General features: G+C 67.3%; 28 protein-coding genes. 20 read left to right on the forward strand and 8 right to left on the reverse strand.

Annotation, left to right across the window (positions count from 1 at the left end; genetic code table 11):
* Positions 1 to 59: 59 nt before the first annotated feature.
* Genes AOP75_RS05840 through AOP75_RS05850 form a run of 3 tightly spaced genes read right to left on the reverse strand, consistent with a single transcriptional unit; the run spans position 60 to position 2,949 of the window.
* Complete coding sequence (locus tag AOP75_RS05840) at positions 60 to 1,154, reverse strand: DUF8320 family protein (RefSeq protein WP_062077346.1); 1,095 nt, start codon at positions 1,152 to 1,154, stop codon at positions 60 to 62.
* Complete coding sequence (locus tag AOP75_RS05845; RefSeq protein ID WP_062077347.1) at positions 1,151 to 2,326, reverse strand: sensor histidine kinase; 1,176 nt, start codon at positions 2,324 to 2,326, stop codon at positions 1,151 to 1,153. Before AOP75_RS05845 ends, AOP75_RS05840 begins: the two co-directional genes overlap by 4 nt.
* Positions 2,323 to 2,949: a response regulator transcription factor gene (locus AOP75_RS05850; RefSeq protein WP_062077348.1), complete on the reverse strand. Its 627-nt coding sequence runs from the start codon at positions 2,947 to 2,949 to the stop codon at positions 2,323 to 2,325. The genes AOP75_RS05845 and AOP75_RS05850 overlap by 4 nt, the downstream gene beginning before the upstream one ends.
* 375 nt (positions 2,950 to 3,324) lie before the next feature.
* Between AOP75_RS05850 and AOP75_RS05855 the strand changes: the two genes are divergently transcribed.
* On the forward strand, positions 3,325 to 3,909 hold the full coding sequence (locus AOP75_RS05855) for a variant leucine-rich repeat-containing protein (protein ID WP_062077349.1): 585 nt from the start codon (positions 3,325 to 3,327) through the stop codon (positions 3,907 to 3,909).
* A 31-nt stretch (positions 3,910 to 3,940) separates the two neighbouring features.
* On the opposite strand, the gene AOP75_RS05860 is transcribed toward AOP75_RS05855, so the two are convergent.
* Complete coding sequence (locus tag AOP75_RS05860) at positions 3,941 to 4,408, reverse strand: septum formation family protein (protein WP_161794539.1); 468 nt, start codon at positions 4,406 to 4,408, stop codon at positions 3,941 to 3,943.
* Between the two features lie 167 nt (positions 4,409 to 4,575).
* On the reverse strand, positions 4,576 to 5,364 hold the full coding sequence (locus tag AOP75_RS05865; protein WP_062077351.1) for an exodeoxyribonuclease III: 789 nt from the start codon (positions 5,362 to 5,364) through the stop codon (positions 4,576 to 4,578).
* 69 nt (positions 5,365 to 5,433) lie between these two features.
* Here AOP75_RS05865 and AOP75_RS05870 point away from each other — a divergent pair, with 69 nt between their 5' ends.
* The 14 genes from AOP75_RS05870 (at position 5,434) to AOP75_RS05935 (ending at position 17,721) form a co-directional block, all read left to right on the forward strand.
* A complete protein-coding gene (locus AOP75_RS05870; RefSeq protein ID WP_062077352.1) occupies positions 5,434 to 6,198 on the forward strand; it encodes an SDR family NAD(P)-dependent oxidoreductase in 765 nt (254 codons plus the stop codon).
* Between the two features lie 264 nt (positions 6,199 to 6,462).
* Entirely contained in the window at positions 6,463 to 7,029 is a 567-nt protein-coding gene (gene pyrE, locus AOP75_RS05875) for an orotate phosphoribosyltransferase (RefSeq protein ID WP_062077353.1), read from the forward strand.
* An 83-nt stretch (positions 7,030 to 7,112) separates the two neighbouring features.
* Positions 7,113 to 8,033 (forward strand): DUF3137 domain-containing protein, encoded by a 921-nt coding sequence (locus AOP75_RS05880; protein ID WP_062077354.1) that lies wholly within the window; start codon positions 7,113 to 7,115, stop codon positions 8,031 to 8,033.
* 32 nt (positions 8,034 to 8,065) lie between these two features.
* Complete coding sequence (locus AOP75_RS05885) at positions 8,066 to 8,626, forward strand: LemA family protein (RefSeq protein WP_062077355.1); 561 nt, start codon at positions 8,066 to 8,068, stop codon at positions 8,624 to 8,626.
* Positions 8,627 to 8,637: 11 nt separating this feature from the next.
* Positions 8,638 to 9,327 (forward strand): hypothetical protein, encoded by a 690-nt coding sequence (locus AOP75_RS05890; protein WP_152649968.1) that lies wholly within the window; start codon positions 8,638 to 8,640, stop codon positions 9,325 to 9,327.
* Between the two features lie 63 nt (positions 9,328 to 9,390).
* Positions 9,391 to 10,575, forward strand: a complete 1,185-nt coding sequence (gene purT / locus AOP75_RS05895) for a formate-dependent phosphoribosylglycinamide formyltransferase (protein ID WP_062077357.1) — start codon at positions 9,391 to 9,393, stop codon at positions 10,573 to 10,575.
* 80 nt (positions 10,576 to 10,655) lie between these two features.
* Positions 10,656 to 11,327 (forward strand): TrmH family RNA methyltransferase, encoded by a 672-nt coding sequence (locus tag AOP75_RS05900; RefSeq protein WP_062078447.1) that lies wholly within the window; start codon positions 10,656 to 10,658, stop codon positions 11,325 to 11,327.
* Positions 11,328 to 11,359: 32 nt separating this feature from the next.
* Positions 11,360 to 11,593 carry a toxin-antitoxin system YwqK family antitoxin gene (locus AOP75_RS05905; protein WP_062077358.1) on the forward strand — a complete coding sequence of 78 codons (234 nt, stop codon included), beginning with the start codon at positions 11,360 to 11,362 and terminating at the stop codon, positions 11,591 to 11,593.
* Positions 11,594 to 11,641: 48 nt separating this feature from the next.
* Positions 11,642 to 12,604 carry a metal ABC transporter substrate-binding protein gene (locus AOP75_RS05910; RefSeq protein WP_062077359.1) on the forward strand — a complete coding sequence of 321 codons (963 nt, stop codon included), beginning with the start codon at positions 11,642 to 11,644 and terminating at the stop codon, positions 12,602 to 12,604.
* Entirely contained in the window at positions 12,601 to 13,350 is a 750-nt protein-coding gene (locus AOP75_RS05915) for a metal ABC transporter ATP-binding protein (protein ID WP_062077360.1), read from the forward strand. The genes AOP75_RS05910 and AOP75_RS05915 overlap by 4 nt, the downstream gene beginning before the upstream one ends.
* The gene (locus AOP75_RS05920; RefSeq protein WP_062077361.1) at positions 13,347 to 14,231 is read left to right on the forward strand and encodes a metal ABC transporter permease; all 885 of its coding nucleotides are present in this window, start codon (positions 13,347 to 13,349) and stop codon (positions 14,229 to 14,231) included. The genes AOP75_RS05915 and AOP75_RS05920 overlap by 4 nt, the downstream gene beginning before the upstream one ends.
* A gap of 175 nt (positions 14,232 to 14,406) precedes the next feature.
* Complete coding sequence (locus AOP75_RS05925; protein WP_236683082.1) at positions 14,407 to 15,114, forward strand: metal-dependent transcriptional regulator; 708 nt, start codon at positions 14,407 to 14,409, stop codon at positions 15,112 to 15,114.
* A 109-nt stretch (positions 15,115 to 15,223) separates the two neighbouring features.
* Positions 15,224 to 16,243: a class II fructose-bisphosphate aldolase gene (fbaA, locus tag AOP75_RS05930; protein WP_062077362.1), complete on the forward strand. Its 1,020-nt coding sequence runs from the start codon at positions 15,224 to 15,226 to the stop codon at positions 16,241 to 16,243.
* A gap of 179 nt (positions 16,244 to 16,422) precedes the next feature.
* Positions 16,423 to 17,721 carry an adenylosuccinate synthase gene (locus AOP75_RS05935; protein WP_062077363.1) on the forward strand — a complete coding sequence of 433 codons (1,299 nt, stop codon included), beginning with the start codon at positions 16,423 to 16,425 and terminating at the stop codon, positions 17,719 to 17,721.
* 10 nt (positions 17,722 to 17,731) lie between these two features.
* Here AOP75_RS05935 and AOP75_RS05940 read toward each other — a convergent pair whose 3' ends face one another.
* Entirely contained in the window at positions 17,732 to 18,136 is a 405-nt protein-coding gene (locus tag AOP75_RS05940; protein WP_062077364.1) for an ArsR/SmtB family transcription factor, read from the reverse strand.
* 277 nt (positions 18,137 to 18,413) lie between these two features.
* Between AOP75_RS05940 and purD the strand changes: the two genes are divergently transcribed.
* Both purD and AOP75_RS05950 read left to right on the forward strand, forming a co-directional pair.
* A complete protein-coding gene (gene purD / locus AOP75_RS05945) occupies positions 18,414 to 19,697 on the forward strand; it encodes a phosphoribosylamine--glycine ligase (RefSeq protein ID WP_062077365.1) in 1,284 nt (427 codons plus the stop codon).
* Complete coding sequence (locus AOP75_RS05950) at positions 19,697 to 20,593, forward strand: phosphoribosylaminoimidazolesuccinocarboxamide synthase (protein ID WP_062077366.1); 897 nt, start codon at positions 19,697 to 19,699, stop codon at positions 20,591 to 20,593. Before purD ends, AOP75_RS05950 begins: the two co-directional genes overlap by 1 nt.
* Before the next feature lie 5 nt (positions 20,594 to 20,598).
* Here the strand turns inward: AOP75_RS05950 and AOP75_RS05955 are convergent, their stop codons facing one another.
* A complete protein-coding gene (locus tag AOP75_RS05955; RefSeq protein WP_062077367.1) occupies positions 20,599 to 22,053 on the reverse strand; it encodes a beta-N-acetylhexosaminidase in 1,455 nt (484 codons plus the stop codon).
* Between the two features lie 99 nt (positions 22,054 to 22,152).
* Entirely contained in the window at positions 22,153 to 22,881 is a 729-nt protein-coding gene (locus tag AOP75_RS05960; RefSeq protein WP_062077368.1) for a trimeric intracellular cation channel family protein, read from the reverse strand.
* A gap of 160 nt (positions 22,882 to 23,041) precedes the next feature.
* On the opposite strand from AOP75_RS05960, the gene AOP75_RS05965 reads away from it, so the two are divergent.
* From AOP75_RS05965 to purQ, 3 genes are read left to right on the forward strand one after another with little or no spacing between them, the layout of a single operon-like run.
* Positions 23,042 to 23,485: a septum formation family protein gene (locus tag AOP75_RS05965; RefSeq protein WP_062077369.1), complete on the forward strand. Its 444-nt coding sequence runs from the start codon at positions 23,042 to 23,044 to the stop codon at positions 23,483 to 23,485.
* A 24-nt stretch (positions 23,486 to 23,509) separates the two neighbouring features.
* Complete coding sequence (purS, locus tag AOP75_RS05970) at positions 23,510 to 23,758, forward strand: phosphoribosylformylglycinamidine synthase subunit PurS (RefSeq protein ID WP_062077370.1); 249 nt, start codon at positions 23,510 to 23,512, stop codon at positions 23,756 to 23,758.
* The gene (gene purQ / locus AOP75_RS05975) at positions 23,758 to 24,459 is read left to right on the forward strand and encodes a phosphoribosylformylglycinamidine synthase subunit PurQ (RefSeq protein ID WP_062077371.1); all 702 of its coding nucleotides are present in this window, start codon (positions 23,758 to 23,760) and stop codon (positions 24,457 to 24,459) included. The genes purS and purQ overlap by 1 nt, the downstream gene beginning before the upstream one ends.
* Positions 24,460 to 24,575 lie beyond the last annotated feature (116 nt).

Here is a 24,575-nt window from a genome sequence, read left to right on the forward strand (position 1 = left end):
GGCACGGAACGCTCCGCTCGCAGCGCGCCGACCCAGCCACTGCGGTCTGCCCCGCGCCGCTAGTGAGTGCGTTCGCGGGGAAGCCCTCGCTCGTCGAGAGAGACCCGGGTGACGTCGTCGCCGGAAGACGTGCGGATCGTCAGTGCCACCGGGCGCCCCTCGGGGTGCAGGCGCACCGTGACGTCACCGGTGCAGGTCGCGTCCAATGCGGCGACGATCGCGTTCACCATGCGCGCGACCGCATGCCCATCCGCGACCTGAGACCCGCGGTCGTCCAGCAAAGTCACGGCCACCCCGCGTTCACGCGCGCGGTTGGTCGCCTCCACGACGCTGGGCAGCGCGATCGCATGCCCACGTACGCCGTCGCGCAGTTGTGCCTCCGCGCGCGCCATGGCGCCGCGCTCGGCGTCGCTGAGGTCGTCGCCTGAAGCAATGCGTTCGAGTAGCGGGGTGACCAACTGAGCCAGCTCGTCGGCCCTGGTGCGCCTGATCTGCGCACTCGCCGCTGCGGCCGCCGCCTCTGAGGCGCCATCGACGGTGCGGTGGTTCAGGTCCGTGATCTGCTGCGCGGTGCGGCGCAGTGACAGGGCGAACAGTGACCCGACGGCGAGGATCCCAATGTGGGTGTCCAGCATCGACAGGCCCGTGAGCGCGCCGCGATCAGTGCGGATCGCCCACTCTGTGCACTGGGCGAGCATGACGGCCATGCCAAGCCAGGCAATGCCGATGCGGCCGCGCATCGCCACAAAGAACAGCGCCCACGTGGCTGAGCCAAGATTCCACGTCGCACGCCCCAGGTCGTCGTGGTCTAGCAGGTTCGTGAACACCATCGCATTGCCCGCTGTGAGGCAGGCGAGGATCACAAAGCAGTCGCTGAGCGGGAACGGGGAGGGGCGGTGCCGGACCACCAAGAGACCTGCAGCGGAGATAAGGACCACGGCGGCCAACGCCTGCCATGACCGCGCCACGTGTTCGAGGTTGCCGAGCGCGAACAGCGTGTTCGTGATGACGAACAGGCCCACGATGACACGCGCCGGGGGCCCGGACAGCGGGAGAAGGTCGGCGGCACGCACGTCGCCGTGAAGCGTCTCACTGGCGGTGGGTTCTGGTGGCGTGGGCGACGCGGGTGGCATCGATGCGGCGGGCGCGGTCACTGCTGCCTCCACGAGACGGTGACGCTTGTCCCCTCGCCGGGCCGCGACGTGATCATCGAACTGCCGCCACGGACCGAGTGCATGCGTTCCGCGATGGATACCGCGATTCCGAGGCGACGGGGGTCCACGTCCTGGGGGTCAAATCCGGGGCCGTCGTCATGAATCGTGATGGACGCCCCGGTGGCGGATACTTCGACGTCGAGCTGGATCGTTGCCTGCGGCCCCGCGTGTTGGGCGCAGTTGCGCAGCGCCTCGGAGGCTGCTTCCGTGAGCGCGGCGACGGCTGCGCCAGGGAGGACTGCTGACGGGCCGATGCTGTCGTGGACCTGGGCGGTCACTCCGGCGTCCGCTGGGAGGCCGCGAACGGCGGCGACAAACTCGGCGCCTTCGTAGGTGCGGTGGGTGGTGTCGGGCGCTTCGGTGAGGCTAGCGATGGCTACTTGTGCGCGCGCGGCTTGTTCTTTCACGGCGGCTGTCGCGCCCACGCGGCTGGCCGCGAGCAGCACGGACATCACGTCGTCGTGCACAATCGCGTTGATGCGGGTGAGTTCGCGCGCCCGGCCGCGTTCCATGGACCGGCGAGCGGCCACGCGCCGCGCCTTGCTCGAGGCCGCGTCCAGGGTGTCGCCTGATTCCACGACAGCCAGCGCCATTCCGGTGAGGATGGAGCAGAAGATCACCGCTCCGCATCCGTCCAGGATGGCGTCGCCCACGGTGGTGTCGGACGAGGACAACTGGACCAGGGGGACCAGGAACAGTTGCGAGGCAGGGAAGACCCAGACCACACGGTTGGCGAACAGCACACCGGCGAGGGTGGACGGCAGCGCGTTAATACCCTGCAGCCACGGTGTGGCGCCGTTGTGCAAAGTGAGTTCGTGCATGGCCGGCACCCACAGCAGCTGAACCACCACGAAGCCGACCACGGTGACGAGCGCAATCGCGTGCAGGTACCGCAGCGGGACGGTGAAGGCCGTGACGAGGTAGGTGGAGGGCAGTGCCACACCAATGATGAGCGCGGTCCACCAGTACCAGTCGTCGAGCTGGCCGCGTGCCGCAAGGATCCCCGAGTCCCCAAACGCCATGAGCAGTCCGAACACCACAGCGCCAATGCCGCACGCGAAGTACAGGACGCGCTGCAGCCTGTGCCGCGCTGCGTGGTGGCTGGGACTCATCCGAGCAAGCCATCCTCCATAGCGCGCCGGTACAGGTCGACGCGGGATGCTGCGGGCCGGCCGGCCTCGAAGTACTTGCGCCGGATGCGAATGACGTAGTCCGCGACGGTGGCCTTGGAGATGCCCAACTCGGAGGCGACTGACTGGGCGGTCTCGCCCGCGGCATACATGGCGAGCACTTCCATCTCGCGCTCGCTCAGGCCGGCATCGACGAGGTCAGCGGCGGCATCGATGGCCGCCGCCCATTCCGTGGTGAAGACGGCACCTCCTGCGGCTGCGACGCGAATAGCCTCAAGCAGTTCTTCTGGTGCGGCGGACTTGCGGACCAGGCCGGAGGCGCCGGAGCGTGCGGCGGACTGGATGAGCGTGCGGTCCTCTGCGCCGGTGTAGATCAGCACCGGGGTACGTGTCGCCAGCACTGTTGCGACGTTGTCTGCGGGCGCGGAACCGTCCGCGAGCCTGAGGTCGAGCACGACCAGGTCGAGCGGAGTGGCGGGGAGGTCGCGCACAGTCGTGACGGCGGCGACGAGCTCGATGTCCGGGGCAGAGGCCACCAGATCCGTGAAGCCCATGGAGATCAGCGCATGGTCTTCCACGAGAGCGATCCGTTTGCACTGCTCCATGGAGGTTCTCCTGCGCCAAGAAAATGATGTCCTCAGCACACGATAGCGCTGGTGGCAGCGCATGTGGCGCGCGCGTGGCGGTGCTCGCACGGTGTGGCGCACGGCGGTGGGGCCGATGCCCGGGAACAGTCGACCGGCGCAGGCTCCACAGTGCCCACTTCACAGTGCCTACTCCAAGGGGCCCTCTCCGCGGTGCCTACTTCACAGTGCCCTCTCCACAGTTCCCTCTCCGCAGTGCCCACATAAATGTGGGCTTTACGGGTCTAGAGGGCGGTGGGATTCTTGAGTCATCGAGGGGTGGCCTGATGCCATCGCAGGCCACCCCTCGTCCTTAATAGGGGGGACCCGAACAGGCGGGGGCAAGGGGGGGCGCGCATGTCGTGGATCAGTGGGGAGCTGGTCCTCATCGTGACAGGCGTGCTGTTCGCCATAGGGGCCGCGCTCGGCGGAAAGCCGGGCGCGGCCCACCACGGCACCACCCGGGTGACCTACCTCGCCGTTGCGATGACGTCCCTGGCAGCCGGTCTCTATGTCGCCAGGAGCGACGTCACGACGCCGCCATGGTTCGGCCTTGTGGCGCTCATCCCGCTCACGCTCCTTGCGATCGTGCTGCGCGACCGGTCCCGTGCCGCCCGCGACCACGCGCTTACTGCCCCTGCCGCTGCCAGGCCGCGTGAGGCATCGGCCCCATCCCAAGGTGCGGCCCTGCGAGACCTCCACCGTGGTCAGTGCACGTGCGCGCCCACCCGGCACGCGTCGGTGACTGACCCCGTTGCCCGCGCCGCTGATCCCACAACGCCGGCGGGCGAACTCGCCACCATCGCCTTCGTATGCCCGCAAGCGCGCGTCGCGATCGCGGGCAACCCTGCGACGCCCGCGAACCTGCTGGAGTGGCTGGTGGCCGTGGGGGATGAGGCCGTCGTCGCATCGGTCGCCCAGCGCGCACACGCCGCTCCGTAGCGGTGACGAAGCGGCGGCAGCGTCGCGGCGGTTAGGCGTCCTGCGTCTGCGTGGTCTCGGTCTCGCTCGTCGACTCGAGGAAAGAGCCCGTGATGGGGGAGTCGCTCACCACCACGCACGTGACAGTGCGGTCCCCGCGCTGCCACGAGTCCTCGCTCGGAATCCACGTGGTCCACGTTGCGTCCTCGGGGATGTCAATGGGGATGCGCGGCTTACACGCCTGCTCCGCCTCATCCAGCAGCGCGTCGTTGCCGGGGTAGACCTCGATGCGCAGGTCCTGCGTCGCGACCACTTGGGCGCGGTGACTTTCTTGGCAGTTCACGACGGTGACCTCACCCACCGCCCCATCGTCGCCAATCGTGACGAGGCACATGCCCTCCACCACGCGGGTGGCGTGCATGGATCCGGTGTCGCCGGCGTCTGCGGGTCCCTGGAGGCCATCGAGCACCGTCAGCATCACGGCCCACACGATGCCGAGCGCGATCGCGACGCCAGCCACCACGGTGACCCACAGTGCCCAGCGGGGGGCTTTGCGTGTTCGTCCCGTTCCGGTGCGTCCCGTACTCGGGCCGCGCGGGCCGGGCCCTGGGCCCCCCGGCCCGCCAGACGTCGGCGTGGACGCTGGGGGGCGAGGCGGCCCTGGTGGGGCGAACTCGGGGCCCGTCATCAGGACTCGATGTCCAGCACGACTGGCACGTGGTCGGAGGCGCCCTTGCCTTTGCGCTCATTGCGGTCGATGGTGACCGCAGTGGCGCGCTGTGCGAGCGGCGCGGAGCCGTAGATGAAGTCGATGCGCATGCCCTCGTTCTTGGGGAAGCGCAGCTGCTTGTAGTCCCAGAACGTGTAGGTGTTGTCCGCAGGGATGAACCGCCGCGACAGTTCCTCGTAGCCGGCGGCCTCGAACGCGTGGAAGGCCGCGCGGGCCTCGTCCGTCACGTGCGTCTCAGCCTCCGAGTCTTCCTCGGACCAGATGTCTGCCGTTCTGGGCGCCACGTTGAAGTCGCCCACCAGAGCCGTCGGGGCATCGGCCCACCCCAGGGCCTGCTCACGCAACTGCTCCAGGAACGCCAACTTGTACGCGTAGTGCGGGTCGTTCAGACCGCGTCCATTGGGCACGTACAGGCTCCACACGTTGATCCCGCCACACGTGGCCCCGAGCGCGCGCGCCTCCACGACGGGGTCCTGCCCCGGCTTGCCGAAGGACGGCTGGTGGGGGAAGGACGTCTGGACGTCCTTGAGGCCCACCCGCGACGCGATCGCGACGCCATTCCACTGGTTGAGGCCGTGGATGGCAAGCTCATAGCCAGCCGCCTCGAACGGCTCGCGCGGGAACTGCTCCGGCTTGCACTTGATTTCCTGCATCGCGAGCACGTCGGTGTCCGAACGCTCCAGCCAGTCGACAACGCGGTCGCAGCGAGCACGGACAGAGTTCACATTCCAAGTGGCCAATCGCATGGCCCCACGGTACCGGTCGCACCGGCCCGGCGTAGGGCATCGCGAGCACCCGTGCGTACGCTGGTGCGCATGGCTACCGCACTGATCACCGGAGCGTCCAAGGGGCTGGGCGCAGAGTTCGCCTGGCAACTGGCCGCCGCCCGCCACAACCTCGTGCTCGTTGCGCGCAGCGAGGATGCGCTCGACACCCTGGCCGCTCAACTCCGGGGTGCTGCCGGCGTCGAGGTGGAGGTGCTGGTGGCGGACCTGTCCGACCCACAGGCCCTCGAGAAGGTCGCCGCGCGTGTGGGTGACCCCGAGCGGCCCATCAGCCTGCTGGTCAACAACGCGGGCTACGGGATCGGCAAGGACGTCGTGGATACCGACTGGGAGACGGAGAAGGCCGTCCTCGACGTGCTGGTCGCCGCACCGCTACGGCTGTCTCAGGTCGCGGCGAAGGCCATGTCGGAGCGCGGCCATGGCGCGATCCTGAACGTGTCGTCAGTGGCCGCACACCTGGCGAACACGACGTATGCCGCTCACAAGCGGTGGGTGCTGGACTTCACCCAGGCGCTTGCCTCCCAGTTGCAGGGCACCAACGTGACGGCGACGGCAGTGCTCCCTGGTCTGGTGACCACCGAGTTCCACTCTCACCCCTCACTCGCGCACATGCGTGACGACTACCCGGACGCCGCGTGGCTCACGCCGGAGCAGGTGGTGTCCTCCGCGCTCGCGGCGGTGCGTCGCGGGGACGCGGTGGTCACGCCGTCGGCGCGGTACGCGATCGCGGGATCGCTCATGCGGGCGGTGCCCAAGTCCTTGACCCGGCGCCTGGGGGCCATGCGCTCGCGCTAACCCACCCCACCCCTTCTCGCCAAATGGCTCCATTTCGTTGTTTTACGGGGTCATAACGGCTGTTTTGTGCCACCACGGCAGCGGGCCGATGCCCCGGTGACCACGGCATCGGCCCTTCAGTGGGGTGGACGGGTACCTGGGCCGAGCACGCCGGAGTGGCACAAAACGCCCGTCTAGGTGAGTTAAAACAGCCAAATGGAGCCATTTGGCGGAGGGGCGAGGGCAGGGGGCGGCCGCACAGAGCGCGCCGGTAGGCTGGTCCGCATGACCACCGGTACCCCGCGCGAGCAGCTGCGCGACCTCATCAAGGAACTGGCGGTCGTGCACGGCCGCATCACCCTCGCTTCCGGCAAGGAGGCCGACTACTACGTCGACCTGCGCCGCATCACCCTTCACCACCGCGCGGCGCCGCTCGTTGGCCACGTGCTCTTGGACGCCCTCGAGGTCGCTGGCTACGGCACGGCAGACGTCGACGCGGTTGGCGGCCTCACCCTCGGGGCCGACCCGGTTGCGACGTCGCTCCTGCACGCCGCCGCCTCCCGCGGCCAGGACCTCGACGCCTTCGTGGTGCGCAAGGAGAACAAGGCACACGGCCTGCAGCGTCGTATCGAGGGCCCGGACATCGCCGGCCGTACCGTCGTCGCGGTGGAAGACACGTCCACCACCGGTGGCTCCGTGCTGACCGCAGTCGAGGCCATCCGCGAGGCAGGAGCGACCGTTGCCGCAGTTGCCGTGATCGTCGATCGCGACACCGGCGCGCGCGAGAAGATCGAGGCCGAGGGCTTGCCGTACATCTCGTTGTTTGGGCTCGAGGACCTCGACCTCAACTAGCCTTTACCGCCGCTAAACGGGGGCGTACCAGGGATAGCGGAAGGGCGTTGTCGAAGTGTGACGAATGTCACTACAGTTACGCCATGACCTCGTCCTTTTCCGCGCGCCGTTGGGGCGCCCCGGCCGTCATGAGTGGCCTGGGACTCGCCGGGTTTTTTGGTTTCTCCGGCAGTGCGGTCCTCATGGGAGTGGCCCTTGGGTTGCTCGCCATTGGCCTCATCTGGCTCGCGTTCGACGTGTGGAGTGCGGCGCGTCACAGCGACGACTACCGCCGCTTCGCTCGCGACCACGGCTGGGACTACACGGCTCAATCCGGTGCCTACACCGCGAGGTTCCGCGGGTACCCGTTTGACAGCGGCGCGACCGCGCGCCAGGAGTCCGTGGTGACCGGCACGTTCAACGGCATGCCCTGCGCAACGTTCGTGCACGCCTACGAGCCTCGCAGGGACGACAACTCCCCGGCGCTCGTGGTGCCGCACCAGGTGACGGCCGCCGAGCTCGACGTGAACCTTCCTCGCATTGACCTCATGCCTGAGGGGATTGGCCAAGCGGTCGCGAGCGTGGTGGGTGGCGGCGATCTTGACACCGAGTCACACGACTTCAACCGCCTGTGGCGCGTGATCTGTGACGACGACCGCTACGCGCGCTCGCTCCTGGACCCACGCATGATCGAGCGCCTTACGTGGGCGGACGCCGTGGGCAAAGCCATCCGCATCGAAGGCTCCGCGGTGTACGTGTGGGAGCCGGGCCGCGTGGCGCCCAAAGACCTCGCCGCCCGCCTGTCGCTGGTGACGGGCATTGCGCGCCGTATCCCCGACCACGTGCTGCGCGAGTTCCGTGACCTTGGCTACGGCTCGGGGCGCCACGACGTGGATGGCAGCGGGCCGATGCCCGGGCCGGCCTGGGCGGCCGAAGGCGGCGTGTTGAACGGCCGTAGGTATACAGGGGTGGGCGTTGACGCCGACGGTGACGGAATCGAAGACGCGCAAGTGATGCGCGGCTAGACTCGGCTTCACATTCGAGGGGGAGGACCGCCATGGAAGCGTTTTTTGTTGCGCTGGCAATCGTCATTGTGGGGATCGTGTTGTGGGGAATTGCCCTCTACAACTCGCTGGTCCGGCTGCGGAACCTGGTGCAGGAGTCGTGGCGCCAAATTGACGTGGAGTTGCAGCGCCGTCACGATCTGATCCCCAACCTGGTGGAGACCGTCAAGGGTTACGCCGCACACGAGCGCGAGACTTTGCAAACCGTCATCGAGGCGCGCGCGACCGCGGTCGAGCCCGGCTCGACCAGGGCGCAGCAGGCGCAGCAGGAGAACGTGCTGTCGGAGGCGCTGGGGCGGCTGTTCGCTCTTGCGGAGAACTACCCAGACCTCAAGGCCAACCAGAACTTCCTCGAATTGCAGCGGGAACTGGCCAACACCGAGGACCGCATTGCCGCGGGTCGCCGCATCTTCAACGCCAACGTGCGGGCACTCAACACCAAGATTGAAGTCTTCCCATCCTCGGTCGTAGCTGGCATGTTCGCCTTCACTCGCGAGGACTACTTCGAGGTCGTCGATCTCGCAGTGCGACGCGCCCCGAACGTCCAGTTCTAGGCTTGGTGTTCGTGGAGAACATCTTCCCCGTCCTCTTTCTGGGGTCAATCGCTGCCCTGTGGTGGTGGATGCTGAAGCGTCGCTCGGGAAACATGGCGTCCGTGGGTGCGCAGGCGGCTACCCGCGGCTACTCCTATGAGCCTCACGACGACGCGGTCCTGACGCAGTTCAGCACCGCAACGTTCCGAACCGACCAACAGGCCGCCCGCGACGTGGTGCGGGGCACCGCGCACGGGGCCAGGTTCGTGGCGTTCACTCACACAGCATCGGGCGACGACCTCGTGGCAGCACTCGAGCGTGCGCACGGTGCGCCGCTTCCCGAACACGAGCGCTCGATGTTCCAGCGCAGAGAGACGGCGGTTGTGGCGGTCGAGCTGCCCAGGCACGTCAGAACGCTGGAGTTCGGCTCCCCGCTGAGCGAGCGCGAGGCGCAGATCGTGGGGGAGCAGCGGCTGAACGTGAGCGATGAGACCTTCTTGCACCGGTGGTCGCTGCGCCATGGCGAGCTGGACGTCGCGCATGGCGAGTTGACTGACGAGGTGATGGCAGCGATGGCCGCGGTGGATCCCAGCGTCCTCCGCATCGCGTTCAACGGCGAGTACCTCGTTGCTGAAGGCGCCCCAGACTCGGGCCCGTTGGGCCTGGTGGACTCCGCACTGGACGGACTCGTCCGCGTGCGCGACGCCGTTCGCCACCGCTGATCCCACCCACTGGCGGGACCTTGCGCCCCACGGGCGGGCGCACGTCAGTGGCACACTGTCGCCATGACAATCCTGGGCACCCCGCTCACTCCCCATGCCACCCGCGTGCTCCTGCTGGGCTCCGGTGAGCTGGGCAAGGAAGTAGCGATTGAACTGATGCGCCTCGGCGTCGAAGTCATCGCGGTGGATCGCTACCCGGACGCTCCCGCACATCAGGTCGCGCACCGCGCTCACGTGATCGACATGCTGGATCCGGTGGCCCTGCGGGCCCTCATCGAGCGCGAGCAGCCCCACCTGATTGTTCCTGAGATTGAGGCACTTGCGACGGACGTGCTGCTGGACGTGGAAGAGGCGGGCCTCGCCACCGTCATCCCCACCGCGCGTGCCGCCCGCCTGACCATGGATCGCGAGGGCATTCGCCGCCTCGCTGCCGAGGAACTCGGGCTACCTACGTCTCCGTACCGGTTCGTTGACAGTGCGGCAGATTTGGACAAGGCGGTCGCGGAATTGGGGACGCCCTGCGTGGTGAAGCCCGTCATGTCCTCGTCCGGCAAGGGCCAGTCGGTGGTGCGTGAACCCCATGGCGCTCGGGCCGCATGGGAGTACGCGATGGAGGCTGGCCGCGCCACGCGCACGCGCGTCATCGTCGAGGCGTTCGTCGAGTTCGACTACGAGATCACCCAATTGACCGTACGCCACGTGGGCGGCACGGCACTGCTGGAGCCCATCGGGCACGTGCAAGAGGACGGCGACTACCGCGAGTCTTGGCAGCCCCAGCCAATGTCCCCGGCCGCGCTCGCCCGCGCCCAGGAGATCGCCGGTCAGATTACGGCTGCCCTGGGCGGCTACGGAGTCTTTGGCGTTGAACTCTTTGTCCGCGGCGACGAGGTCCTGTTCAACGAAGTCTCCCCGCGGCCTCACGACACGGGGCTCGTGACGCTCGCGTCGCAGCGCCTCAGCGAGTTCGCGCTGCACGCCCGCGCGATTCTAGGTTTGCCGCTGCCGGAGGCCATCACCGCTCACCCCTCTGCCTCATGCGCCGTCCTTGGCGAAGGCGACGGGATTCCCGTGTTCGGCGCGATCGACCAGGCGCTCGCGGTGCCGGAGACGGACGTGAGGTTCTTCGGTAAGCCGCGCGTGGAAGGCCGCCGCCGCATTGCCGTGACGGTCGCCCGCGGTGACACCGTGGAGATCGCGCGCGACCGTGCCCGCGCGGCCGCCAACGCCCTGACGGTGAGCCTCGCGTGACCGAAGAAACGCCCCACCCGAACGAGCCCATCGACCGGGGCACCCCACGCGAGTCCCAGCTCGCTCCTGGAGTGGCACCCATGGAAACGGAAGCGGCCGCCACGGACAGCGAGGGTGATCTGGAACCCAGCCATGGCATCGGCCCGTACCCAGGTGGACGGGAAGCGTGGCCAACGGACGCGCGCTACGACAAGGAACTCCTGGAACATGGAGACCGCCGTAACGTTGTCGACCGCTACAGGTACTGGCGGCACGAGGCGATCGTCGCGGACCTGGACACCCGTCGCCACGGCTTTCACGTTGCGATCGAAAACTGGGCGCACGACTTCAACATTGGGTCCGTGGTGCGCACCGCGAACGCGTTCATGGCGCGTGAAGTGCACATCGTGGGACGCAAGCGCTGGAACAGGCGTGGGGCGATGGTGACGGACCGCTACCAGCACGTCCGGCACCACCCCACGGTCGAGGAGTTTGTCGCGTGGGCGCATGGCGAGGTACTCGCGGTGATCGGCATCGACAACCTGCCTGGGTCCGTGCCGTTGGAGACCTATGCGTTGCCGCGCGAGTGTGTGCTGGTGTTTGGTCAGGAGTCGGTAGGCCTGACGGACCAGGTGCGTGAAGCGGCGGATGCCACGCTCGCCATCGCGCAGTACGGCTCGACCCGGTCGATCAATGCGGGCGCCGCGGCCGCCATCGCGATGCACGCGTGGGTGGGCCAACATGGAGACGTCGCGGCGGGACACGAGGGCTAGCACCCTTTCCCCACAGTTCTAGGAGGCAACTCATGTCGATAAGCGACGAGGACCTCGAGCCCTACGAGAAGTTCCACGCGGACGGCTCCATTTGGGCTCGCGGGCAGATGTACCAGGGTGTCGAGCACGGCTACTGGGAGTTCTTCCGCAAGGACGGCACCCTGATGCGGTCCGGCACGTTTGATCGCGGCCGGCAGGTAGACGAGTGGATCACCTACGACAAGACGGGTGCGCCCTACAAAGTGACGCAGATGGGCTCGTCGTAGCCTCCAGCGCCGTGGATTTTTCGGCCCACCGGAGTTAGAGTTTTCGGTATGCCGAAAACTTCCCGCGCGCATCGTCGCACCGCCGCGGCGACGCTCGGCGCAGTCGTCGCGGCGGGTGCACTGGTCCTGGCGGCGTGCAGCCCAGAGCCGACGCCGGCGGGCGGTGCTGCCACCGGTGGCGCGGCGGCGGAGGCGCCCTTGGTCCTCACGACCTTCACGGTGCTTGCAGACATGGCTCGCAACGTGGCTGGTGACGATCTGCGCGTGGAGTCCATCACCAAGGTGGGCGCGGAGATTCACGGCTACGAGCCCACCCCAGGGGACATCCGTGCGGCCCAGGACGCGGACCTGATCCTCGACAACGGGCTGGGGTTGGAGGCGTGGTTCGCGCAGTTCGTGGACGCGGTCGACGCTCCGCACGTGGTCGTCTCCAGCAGCGTAGACCCCATCGACATCGCCTCCGATGCCTACGCCGGCCTGCCCAATCCCCACGCATGGATGAGCCCCTACGTGGCGCAGGGCTACGTGAGCCAGATGATCAGCGCCTTCGCCGACCTTGACCCCGACAACGCGGAGGCTTACGCGCGCCGCGGCGCGCAGTACAAGGAGGAGCTCCGCGAGGTGGGCGAAGAGTTGGAGGCAGACCTCGCCGAGGTGCCTGACCCGCAGCGCGTTCTGGTCACGTGCGAGGGCGCGTTCTCGTATCTGGCGCGCGATGTGGGCTTGGACGAGGTCTACATCTGGCCCGTGAACGCCGAGCAGCAAGCGACTCCGCAGCAGGTCGCCGCCGTGATCGAAGAGGTCAACGAGCGGCGGGTGCCCGCGGTGTTCTGCGAGTCCACCGTGTCTGACAAGTCCATGCAGCAGATCGTGGACGCGACGGATGCCGAGTTTGGCGGGACTCTCTACGTTGACTCGTTGTCGGAGGAGGGCGGCCCCGTGCCGACCTACCTTGACCTGATTCGCCATGACGCCGCGCTCATCGTGGCCGGGTTGACGGGGAACGCATGACCCCTGCGCTAGAAGTGGACGGCGTCAGCGTCGCATACGGCGACGTCGAGGCACTCACCGAGTGCAGCCTCACGCTCGAGCAGGGGCAGGTGACGGGACTCATCGGCATGAACGGTTCGGGTAAGTCGACGCTGTTCAAGTCGGTGATGGGGGTGGTGACCCCGCAGGCGGGGCGGGTGCGTGTCGCGGGCGCCCCGGCGCGCGAGGCCAGGCGCGCGCAACGCATCGCGTACGTGCCGCAGAGCGAGGATGTGGATTGGGATTTTCCGCTGTCGGTCTGGGACGTCGTGATGATGGGGCGCTACGGCCGCATGGGGCCGATGCGCCGTCCACGCAAGGCGGACCGGGCGGCGGTCAGCGAGGCGCTTGAGAGAGTCGGGTTGGTGGACCTGGCCGGGCGCCAGATCGGCGCGCTCTCTGGTGGGCAGCGCAAGCGCGCCTTTGTAGCCAGGGGCATCGCGCAGGAAGCGTCGCTCATGCTCCTTGATGAGCCCTTCGCCGGCGTCGACAAGCGTTCCGAGGGGACCATCGTCGCGCTGTTGCGCGAACTCGCCGCCGAAGGCCACACGGTGCTGGTCTCGACTCATGACTTGCATGCGTTGCCTGCACTCGCGGACCAGGCGATCTTGCTGTTGCGCCGCGTCCTCTACCAAGGGGATGTCGCGGGCGCGTTGGAGCCGCAGAACCTCACGCGGGCGTTCGGCCTTGACCTTCCCGACTCGGGAGATGGCGGTGAGAGCGCATGAGCCTGATCGACATCCTCGTGGAGCCGCTGCAGTACGACTTCATGGTGCGCGCCCTCCTGGTCACAGTGATGGCGGCAGTGGTGTGTGCGCTGTTGTCGTGTTGGTTGGTCTTGGTCGGGTGGTCGCTGATGGGGGACGCCGTGTCGCACGCGGTGCTGCCTGGGGTGGTGCTCGCCTACGTCGTGGGCGCGCCGTTTGCGCTGGGGGCGCTGGCGTTCGGCGTGCTGGCTGTGGTGTTGATCGGGGCGATTCGCGGCACGAGCCGCGTCAAGGAAGACGCCGCGATAGGCATCGTGTTCACGACGCTCTTTGCGCTGGGCCTGGTGCTGGTGTCCGTGATTCCGTCCCAGACGGACCTGTCTCACATCCTCTTTGGCAACATCTTGGGGGTATCGACGAGCGACCTGTGGCAGATTGGCGCGCTCGCGCTCGCCGCCCTCGCGGTGCTGCTGTTCAAGAGCCGCGACCTGACCCTCTTCGCGTTCGACCCGGTGCACGCGCACGGGATCGGCCTCAGTCCCAAGCGCCTGGGATGGCTCCTGCTGGGGCTCTTGGCGATCGTGTCCGTCGTGGCCCTGCAGGTGGTGGGCGTGATCCTGGTGGTCGCGCTGCTGATCATCCCGGGCGCGACCGCGTACCTGCTGACCGACAAGTTCACGCACATGCTGTGGATCGCGCCGCTGGTGTCGTCGGCGTGCTCGGTCGTCGGGATCTACGTGAGCTACTGGTTCGATGCGTCGTCTGGCGGCCTCGTCGTCGTCACGCAGGGCGTGTTCTTCGCCCTGGTGTACCTCTTCAGCCCTCGCCACGGCCTGCTGACCCGCAAGCGCCGCCGCCCCTCCTCGCCAGATGGCACCATTTCGCCGTCTAGGCACGCCTAGACGGTCATTTCCTGCCATCTCAGATCTTCCGTAGTGAGGGCCGATGCCTGGGCAGCGCTGCGTACGGCGCGTCACCCCGGCATCGGCCCGCATGGCGGTGCTGAAGTGGCACGAAGTGCTCGGTATGCGTCGCTAAAACAGCGAAATGGAGCCATTTGGCGGGAAGGGCGGAACAATGGGGGGCGCAACGATTGTCGATCCAGCGACCACGGAGGCTGACGCCATGGCCGGACCCACCGTCACGGAGGACTACCTCAAGGCGATCTTCAACGCCTCAGAGTGGTCCGAGGGCCCCGTCACCGTCACCGCACTGTCGCAGCGCCTCGCGCTCGCACCGTCGTCCGTGTCTGAGGTCGTGAAGAAACTCACCCAACGCGGATTGATCACCCACGAGCGCTACGGATCCATCGCGCTTACCGCCGACGGCGAACGGATCGCGCTCGCGACCGTGCGCAAGCACCGGCTCATCGAGACGTTCCTTGTGGACTACCTGGGATACGGCTGGCACGAGGTCCACGACGAGGCCGAGGTTTTGGAACACGCGGTCTCCGACACCTTTGTGGAGCGCCTCGCAGAGAAACTGGGCCAGCCCACCCACGATCCCCACGGGGACCCGATCCCCTCTGCGAAGGGGCACCTTCCTATGGAGGAGCTCACCGCATTGCCGGAGGTCCAGGCCGGCGCGCAGGTGCGGATCGCACGGGTGTGGGACGACGACCCCGACTTGCTACGCCACCTGCGCACGGTTGGACTGGACATTGGGGCGGTGCTGACGGTGGTGGCGCGTCATCCGGCAGCTGGCACCGTGGAGTTGTCGCTGTCGGGTGCTCCCGTGAGCCTTGGACTGCCCGCCGCGGGCGCGATTCTGACGGCGCCGGCGTAGCGTTCCTCATGTGTTGGCCCTGGACGCGGGACGTCGGGCCCATACCGCCTTCCGTCGATATCTGACAGAATGGACGACGGTTCCAACCGCACAACTTCAGGAGAGACACATGGCTATCGCCACTGTTGAGTCGTATTCCGCGATGCTGGACGCTGCTAAGGCCGGCGGCTACGCGTTCCCCGCGATCAACATCACTTCGTCGTCGTCCATCACCGCAGCCATCCAGGGCTTCGCTGAGGCCGAGTCCGACGGCATCATCCAGGTCTCGGTCGGTGGCGGTCAGTACGCCTCCGGTTCGACCATCAAGGACCAGGTCGTCGGCTCGCTCGCGCTGGCCGCCTACGCTCGCGAGGTTGCTGACTCCTATGGCGTCACCATCGCGCTGCACACGGACCACTGCCACAAGACCTACCTCGACACGTGGCTTAAGCCGCTGTTGAAGATCGAGGCGGACAAGGTCGCTAACGGCGGCGCGCCCATCTTCAACTCCCACATGTGGGACGGCTCGACCGTTCCCATGGAGGAGAACCTCCTGATCTCGGAAGAGCTCCTGGAGCTGTCGCAGGCCGCCAAGACCATCCTCGAGATCGAGATTGGCGTTGTCGGCGGTGAAGAGGACGGACACTCGGCAGAGATCAACGACAAGCTGTACTCGACCCCTGAGGACGGCATCGCGACCATCGAGAAGCTGGGTCTGGGCGAGAAGGGCCGCTACCTGACGGCCATGACGTTCGGCAACGTGCACGGTGCGTACAAGCCCGGCGCCGTGAAGCTGCGTCCCGAGATCCTGGGCGACATCCAGAAGGCTGCTGCCGAGAAGTTCGGCAAGGAAAAGCCCTTCGACCTGGTCTTCCACGGTGGCTCCGGCTCGACCGCTGAAGAGATCGCGACCGCCGTCTCGCACGGTGTCATCAAGATGAACATCGACACGGACACGCAGTACGCCTACACGCGTCCCGTGGTCGACCACATGATGAAGAACTACGACGGCGTCCTCAAGGTCGACGGCGAGTGGGGCAACAAGAAGGCCTACGACCCCCGTGCCTGGGGCAAGCTCGCCGAGGCCGGCATGGCCGCTCGCGTCGTCGAGGCATGCCAGCAGCTCGGTTCCGCGGGCAAGAAGATCTAAGTCCGATATTCGGCGCGTCAGCCCCGGGGAGTCGGACAGACACCCCGGGGCTGACGTACGTCCGGCCTGTGCGCGGAGCGCCTTCCGTATGAAGCGTCGCCGTGTGGTCGGATAAAGACGGTGGGACACGCCCGCCGTACCAAGCCCCCGGCACGTTCCGGGGTGAGGGGAGAGGGCAGATGCCCGGAGTAGTGATCGTCGGAGCCCAGTGGGGTGACGAGGGTAAGGGGAAAGCCACTGACGTGCTCGGTTCGCGCGTCGACTATGTGGTGAAGTTCAACGGGGGCAACAACGCAGGCCACACGGTCGTCATTGGCGACCAGAAGTTCGCACTTCACCTGCTCCCCTCTGGCATCTTGACGCCGGACGTCACGCCCGTGATCGGCAACGGCGTGGTCGTCGACATCTCCGTGTTGTTCACCGAGATCGATGCGCTTATTGAGCGCGGCGTGGACCCGTCGAAGCTGTTAATCTCCAACGCTGCACACGTGATCGCTCCGTATGCGCGCACGCTCGACAATGTCACCGAACGCTTCCTTGGCGCCCGCAAGATTGGCACCACGGGCCGCGGGATTGGTCCCGCCTACGCGGACAAGATCAACCGCCTGGGAATCCGCATGGGCGACCTGTTTGACGAGCAGCTGCTGCGCGACAAGATCGAGGGTGCGCTCGAGCAGAAGAACCACCTGTTGGTGAAGGTCTACAACCGGCGTGCGATCTCCGTCGACGAGGTCGCCGACGAGCTTCTCCAGTACCGCGACCGCCTGGAGCCCATGGTGACGGATACGTCCCTGGTGCTGAACCAGGCGCTTGACCGCGGCGAAACCGTCCTGTTCGAGGGCGGCCAGGCGACCATGCTTGACGTCGACCACGGCACCTACCCGTTTGTGACGTCGTCGTCTGCCACCGCAGGTGGGGCGTCGACGGGATCGGGCGTGGGTCCCACCCGCATCGACTCGGTGATTGGCATCGTGAAGGCGTACACCACCCGCGTGGGTGAGGGGCCGATGCCCACGGAACTGTTCGACGAGTACGGCGAGCACCTCGCGAAGGTGGGCCACGAGTACGGCACCACCACCGGTCGGCCGCGCCGCTGCGGCTGGTACGACGCTGTCATTGCTCGTTACGCCGCGCGCATTAACGGCTTGACGGACCTGGTGCTCACCAAGCTTGACGTGCTTACCGGTCTCAAGGAGATTCCCGTGTGCGTGGCGTACGACGTGGACGGCGTCCGCTACGAGGAACTGCCGCAGGATCAGGCTGCCTTCGCAGCGGCGACGCCGGTGTACGAGTACTTGCCCGGATGGGACGAGGACATCTCCGCGGCGCGCGAGTTCTCTGACCTCCCGCAGACGGCGCAGGACTATGTGCTGGCGCTCGAGAAGATCTCGAACTGCCGCATCTCCGCCATTGGAGTGGGTCCTGGCCGCGACGAGATCATCGTCAACCACGACCTGCTCCACGCCCGCGGCGAGTAGTCCGCAGGCGTCAGCAGCAACTGCCCCCATCCTCAGGCCGCGCGACAGCGGCGAGGCGTGGGGGCACATGCTGCAGTGGCCGCCGCCTGCGGGTGCCACTGGCACCTGTGGCGGTGGCCACGACAGTGGTGATCCACGTGGTGACGGGGTCGAATGCTGGCGCCGCCAGTGTGTAGTGGCGGTGGAGCCCATCGTGCTGGACGGTCACGAGGCCGGCGCGAGCAAGCACCTGCAGGTGGTGCGAGCCGCGCTGCGAAGAGATGCCAAAGGTGTCGGCGGCAGATGCGGCAAGCGACATCGCGCCCGCACCATCGTTCTCGAGGATCTCGAGCAGAAAGCGTCGAACCGGGTGCGCGAGCGCGGGGAACGCCTCGTTGAGAGCCGTCTGTGTGGCAATGCTCTCGTATCCGTCCATGCGCACCCTCCTGGGGGTGGTGCGGTCAGCGCTGGCCGGTGGTCGCTGGCGTGCGATGTCCGCAGCCCCCGCCCCGCGCGCGGGCAGCACCCACTACACCGTTTTTGCCTATTCTCGACTTTCCGAGACTAGGCAAATCGAGTCCGGTCATGGTCGCGCTCGCCGTATCTGTGGATGACGCCCACGCGGGCCATCTCAGGTGGCTTTACCTGCACCACAGACGCGTCACGAAGAGTCCCGGGATCCGCTGCGCGCGCTCCTCGCTAGACTCACACGCGTGAAGGTACTGATTGTCGGCTCGGGAGCCCGCGAGCACGCTATTGCCCGCTCCCTCCACCTCGACCCAGCGGTCACGGAAGTGCACGCCGTTCCCGGCAACCCTGGCATCGGCCAGATTGCTCAGCTGCACACCGCGGACCAGAACGATGGCGCCTCGGTGGCCGCGCTCGCCACGAACCTTCGCGCTGACTTGGTTGTCGTGGGCCCCGAGGCTCCGCTTGTGGCGGGCGTGGCAGACGCGGTGCGCGAGGTCGGCATCCCGTGCTTTGGGCCCACCGCTGCGGCAGCAATGCTCGAAGGCTCCAAGGCGTTCGCGAAGGACGTCATGGCCGCCGCGAAGGTCCCGACAGCGGAGCCGCGCGTGTGCGCGAACCGCGGGGACCTGGACGCTGCCCTCGCCGAGTTCGGCGCGCCCTACGTAGTGAAGGACGACGGGCTCGCGGCCGGCAAGGGCGTGGTCGTGACTGACGACCTCGCGGAGGCGACCGCACACGGCCAGGCGATCCTCGATGCGGGCGGCGCCATCGTCATCGAGGAGTACCTCGACGGGCCTGAGGTCTCCCTGTTCTGCATCTGCGACGGTGCGACGGTGGTTCCTTTGCAGCCCGCGCAGGACTTCAAGCGCGCCTACGACGGTGACGAAGGTCTCAACACCGGTGGCATGGGCGCGTACACGCCCCTGCCGTGGGCGCCCATTGACCTGGTCGACCAGGTGGTCGCCCACGTCGCTCAGCCCACCCTCGACGAGATGGCCCGCCGCGGGACCCCCTTCCAGGGCGTTCTCTACTGCGGGCTCGCGCTGACCAGCAAGGGCATGCGGGTCGTCGAATTCAACGCGCGCTTCGGAGATCCGGAGACGCAGTCCGTGCTGGCCCGCCTCGAGACCCCGCTGGGCGGTGTTCTCTTGGCCGCTGCGGAGGGCCGCCTCCATGAGCTTGACCCGCTGGAGTGGAGCGAGGACGCCTTCGTGACCGTGGTGCTCGCCTCCCACGGCTACCCAGAATCCGCGCGCAAGGGCGATCCCATCACGGGCGCTGACGACGCGGATGCTGTGGATGGCGCCCACGTCTTGCACGCTGGCACGGCGATGGACGACGGCCAGCTCGTGTCCGCAGGCGGGCGTGTGTTGTCCGTCGTTGGACGCGGCTCCACTCTCGCTCACGCGCGGGATGTTGCCTACCGGGCGCTCGGCACGATCGACCTGCCTGGCTCGCACCACCGCAGCGACATTGCGCTGAAGGCCGCCGAGGGCGAAGCCAACGCGCGTGAGGCGCTTGCCTGATGCCCGGCCACGTCGTACCTCCCACCGCCCCGGAACTCGCCGGCTGGCGCCATGTCTACTCGGGCAAGATCCGTGACCTCTACGAGCCGGTCGAGCCCCACCCCCGCGGCGACGTGGTGCTCGTGGTGGCTTCCGACCGCATCAGCGCCTACGACTGGGTTCTTCCCACCGAAATCCCCGGCAAGGGCGGGGTCCTGACGGGGCTCAGCATGTCGTGGTTCGATCAGGTCGCGGACATTGTGCCCAACCATGCGATTGAAGCTCCCGTCCCCGCGGAGGTTGAGGGTCGCGCGATGGTTTGCCAGCGACTCGACATGTTCCAGGTGGAATGCGTGGCGCGTGGTTACCTCACCGGCTCCGGCCTGGCTGAGTATCGCGAGTCCGGCACGGTGTGCGGCATCGAACTGCCCGAGGGGCTTGAGGACGGCTCGCGCCTGCCCGAACCCATCTTCACGCCTGCGACTAAGGCGGAGGTAGGCGAGCACGACGAAAACGTCAGCTTCGAGGCCGTCGTGGCATTGCTGGGCGCAGATGACGCCGAGGAACTGCGCCGGCTCACCATCGAGGTGTACAAGCGCGCACACGAGATCGCGGCCGCGAAGGGCATCATCCTCGCGGACACCAAGTTTGAGTTTGGCCGCGACGGTCAGGGCCGCATCATCCTGGGCGACGAGGTGCTGACCCCTGACTCCAGCCGGTTCTGGCCCGCCGACACCTGGGAGCCCGGCAAGGCGCAGCCCAGTTTCGACAAGCAGTTCGTGCGCGACTGGCTCACCGGACCCGAGTCCGGCTGGGACAAGAAGTCAGACGTCCCGCCGCCGGCGCTGCCCGCTCACGTGGTCGACAAGACCCGCCAGCGCTACCTCGAGGCCTACGACCGGCTCGCGAAGCACTAGGCGCGCTACCAGTCGATTTGCGCCGACTCGTGGAACGCTAGCCCCGCCCGGCGCCACGCCGCTGCGGCCACTGCCACGCGCGCGCGGTAGGACTCCCAGTCCTTGCGCTCAGGTGCTGTCCACGCGACCTCAGCGATCGCGGTCAGGCGCGGCAGCAGCATCGTGAAGAGGTGGTCGTCCGTGGATAGCGTCTCTGTCCAGATCGCGGCCTCGACTCCTCGCACCTGTGAGCCTGGGACTCCGTCGATGACGGTCGCAGGGTCCCATTCGTAGGCGTGGCGCACATCGATGAGTCCCGCCCAATCCTGGCCCAGCGGGAAGCCCTTCGTGTAGTGCATGTCGAGGTACGCGTGGTTGCCCGGGGACATGATGAACTGCGCGCCGCGTTCGGCTGCGGCGACAAACGGTGCGGTGTCCGCACGGGTGTCCCAATACTGCACGAGCGTGCCGGGGCGGGTTGGTGCCGAGGCGGCCTCCTGCCACATGATGACCTGCTTGCCGGTGTCCGCGACCACGTCCTCCAGCAAAGTGATGAACTTCGCGTACTCCTCGGCACCGAGCGTGAGAGCCTCGTCGCCGCCCACGTGCAGGTACTGGCCGTCGGTGATGCCGGCCATGTCGCCCAGCACGTCACGGATGAACGGCTCCGTCGTGGGCAGGTCGAACGTGAGTTGTGAGAAGCCCACCTCCATGCCCTCGTACTTGTCGGTCGCCTTGCCGTCGGGGCGGAGGTCGCCGTAGATCGCGGTCGCGGCGTTGGTGTGCCCCGGCATGTCGATCTCGGGCACGACCGTGATGAACCGCTCCGCCGCGTAGTCCTGCAGCTGGCGGAAGTCCGCGAGCGTGAGATAGCCGCCCGCCTTCCCGCTGTTCGACGTGTCGGAGGACAACTTCGCCAGCTCGGGGCGCGAGGGGCTCTCGATGCGCCACCCCTGGTCATCGGTGAGGTGGAGGTGGAGGACGTTGAACTTGTACGACGCGAGCACGTCGATAACCCGCTCCAGCGACGCGAGCGGGAAGAAGTTGCGCGCGATGTCGAGGGTGAGCCCGCGCCAGGAATAGCGCGGCGCGTCAGACACCTGCGCCGCCTCGACGACCGCTTCTCCCTCGGCGGCGACGATGAGCTGGCGGAGCGTCTGCACCGCAGAAAACAGTCCGGCCGCGCTGGAGCCCGCCACACGCATCGGCCGCACCGACGTGTCCACCTCATACCCGTCGGCAGCGCCCTCCGGGCCCGCAGCAGAGTCCAGCCGCACGTCAATCACGGTGACCCCGGGCTCGGGGGCGTCGGTCAGCGGCACGGTGACCCCGGCATCGGCCTGCAAGAAGGCCGATGCCTGCAGGGCGATCCGCTGTTCCGTGGCACTGGGGCCGGCGACGAGGACAGTGCCAGCGAGCGCCGTGACGGTCGCGTCCGCCGGAACGGAGAGGTGGAGGGGCTGGGGGATGATGGCGGGCATCGCGTACCTCGTTGTGCGTGGGGTGGCCGGGCTGCCGGTACACGCTGACCGGCGGTGGATAAGCGCGTGAATGGCGAGAATATCTCACCTTCAGCGGTGCTACCCGCCGTAGTGGCCCACGTTCGGGTGCCCGTGCGGCGCATCGACATCGACCCGCTTGCCGCCGACCGTTGGCACTCCCCAGCCAAACTTGATGGACGCCAGGCGCATCGCGAGGATCACGACCATGGGCACCCAGAACACGACGGTGCGGGGGACATCCGCCCACAACAACACCGCATAGACGGCCGCACCGGCAAGCGCCGCCGTCGCATAGAACTGGCCGTTGCGCAGCACGTCGGGGACGTCGTTGGCAAGCATGTCGCGAATGATGCCGCCGCCCACGCCTGTGAGCACCCCCATGACCGCCGCGATCAGCAAGGGTGCGCCAGCGTCGATCGCGACGCCCGTGCCCACGACCACAAAGACCGCGAGGCCAATGGCATCCGAGGCCTGCACAATCCTGAACCGCCCCAAACGGTCCGGCGGGTGCCAGCGCGCCAGCAGCGCCACCGCCAGCCCTGTCACGGCACCCACGATCAGGAAGCTCGGGCTCTCAATCCAGAACACAGGAACATCGAGAATGACGTCGCGGACCGTGCCGCCGCCAATGGCCACCATGCACGCGAGCACCACCGCGCCCACGAGGTCCATGCGCTTGCGGCCCGCGGCGACCGCGCCGGAGATCGCGAATGCGACCGTGCCGATGTATTCGAGCACGGTGCGCAGCGTGCCCAACGCGGAGTCGATGAGATCCGGGGCGGTGGCGAGATCCAGTAAAGCGGGCATGGCGGAGGCCGTTCGTTGGGCGTCGTTCTGAGTCGAGGGGCGAACCCATGGTAGTCAGCGCGCGCTCCGGCACAGTACTTGCTACGTTGAGCGTGCTGAGACCGAGCCGCTGAGGGCCCGCAACGGGATGCCGGCTGAGACATGACCCGAGGAACGTGCCATGAAAAAGGTGGGAGTGGTGGTGGCTGCGCTCGCGGTCGCCGCATTGTCGGGATGCTCGCTGTGGCAGAGCACAGACGTGAGCTCATTCGAGATGGCCGTAGGTGAGTGTGTGATCGCTCCTTCCATCACGTCTGACACGGAAACCGAGGTGGGTGCACTACCCGTCGTCGACTGTGCTGAGCCCCACCATGGCGAAGTGTTTTATGCAGAGATACTGAACGCACCCATCTATCCGCAGGACACCGCGGAAACCCTCCAAGAGGCATGCCTGGGGGCCTATGCGGACTACGTGGGTGTCGAGTACACGGACTCGCGCTACCGCATCTCTCTTGTGTACCCATCGGAGCTGACCTGGGACGAGGGCGACCGGCAATCCGCGTGCCTCGTCACGGGCGAGGCCGAGGAGGAACTGACGGGGTCCGTGAGGGGCTCAGGGGAGTAGCCGCCTCGCGGTAGACTTCGGCGCATGGCCACGATTGTCGTTCACGTCATGCCCAAGCCCGAGATTCTTGACCCTCAGGGCAAGGCAGTGGGAAACGCGCTTCCGCGACTCGGATTCGAAGGCTTTGCCTCCGTGCGCCAGGGCAAGCGCTTTGAGCTCACTGTTGACGGCGACGTGACAGAAGAACTGCTCGCGCAGGCGCGGGAAGCTGCGGAGACCATGCTGTCCAACCCGGTCATCGAAGACGTGGTTGCCGTGGAGGTTGTGAACTAATGGCACGCATCGGCGTCGTCACCTTCCCCGGGACGCTGGACGATCGCGACGCGGCCCGTGCCGTGCGCCTGGCTGGCGGCGAGCCCGTCAACCTCTTCCACGCCGATCACGACCTGCAGGGCGTTGACGCGGTCGTGCTGCCCGGAGGCTTCTCCTATGGCGACTACCTGCGCGCCGGCGCCATCTCCCGCTTCTCTCCGATCATGGAGCAGGTCGTCGACGCCGCCAACGGCGGCATGCCCGTTCTGGGTATTTGCAACGGCTTCCAGGTGCTGACCGAGGTGCACCTGCTGCCCGGATCGATGATCAAGAACAACCACCTGCACTTCATCTGCCGTGACCAGGTGCTGCGTGTCGAAAACAACGACACCGCGTGGACCAACGCCTACGAGCTGGGTGAAGAGATCACCATCCCGCTCAAGAACCAGGATGGTCAGTACGTCGCGGACGAGCGCACGCTCGACGAGCTCGAGGCCGAGGGCCGCGTGGCGTTCCGCTACGTCGACGTGAACCCCAACGGGTCGCGCCGCAACATTGCCGGCATCACGAACGAACGCGGCAACGTGGTGGGCCTCATGCCGCACCCCGAGCACGCCGTTGAGGCCGGCTTTGGCCCCGACTCTCGCGAGGCCGGCCGCGGCGGCACCGATGGCTTGGGCTTCTTCGCCTCGGCGCTGAACGCCCTCCTCGCCTCCGCCTAACCCTTTCCCGCCAAATGGCTCCATTTGGCTGTTTTAGCGCCCTATAACAGGCGTTTTGTGCCACTTCAGCCGTGGCGCAACTGACCCAGCCCGGGCATCGGCCCTCTGACGTGTCC

Source organism: Demequina globuliformis, from assembly GCF_000975155.1.
Lineage (GTDB): Bacteria > Actinomycetota > Actinomycetes > Actinomycetales > Demequinaceae > Demequina > Demequina globuliformis.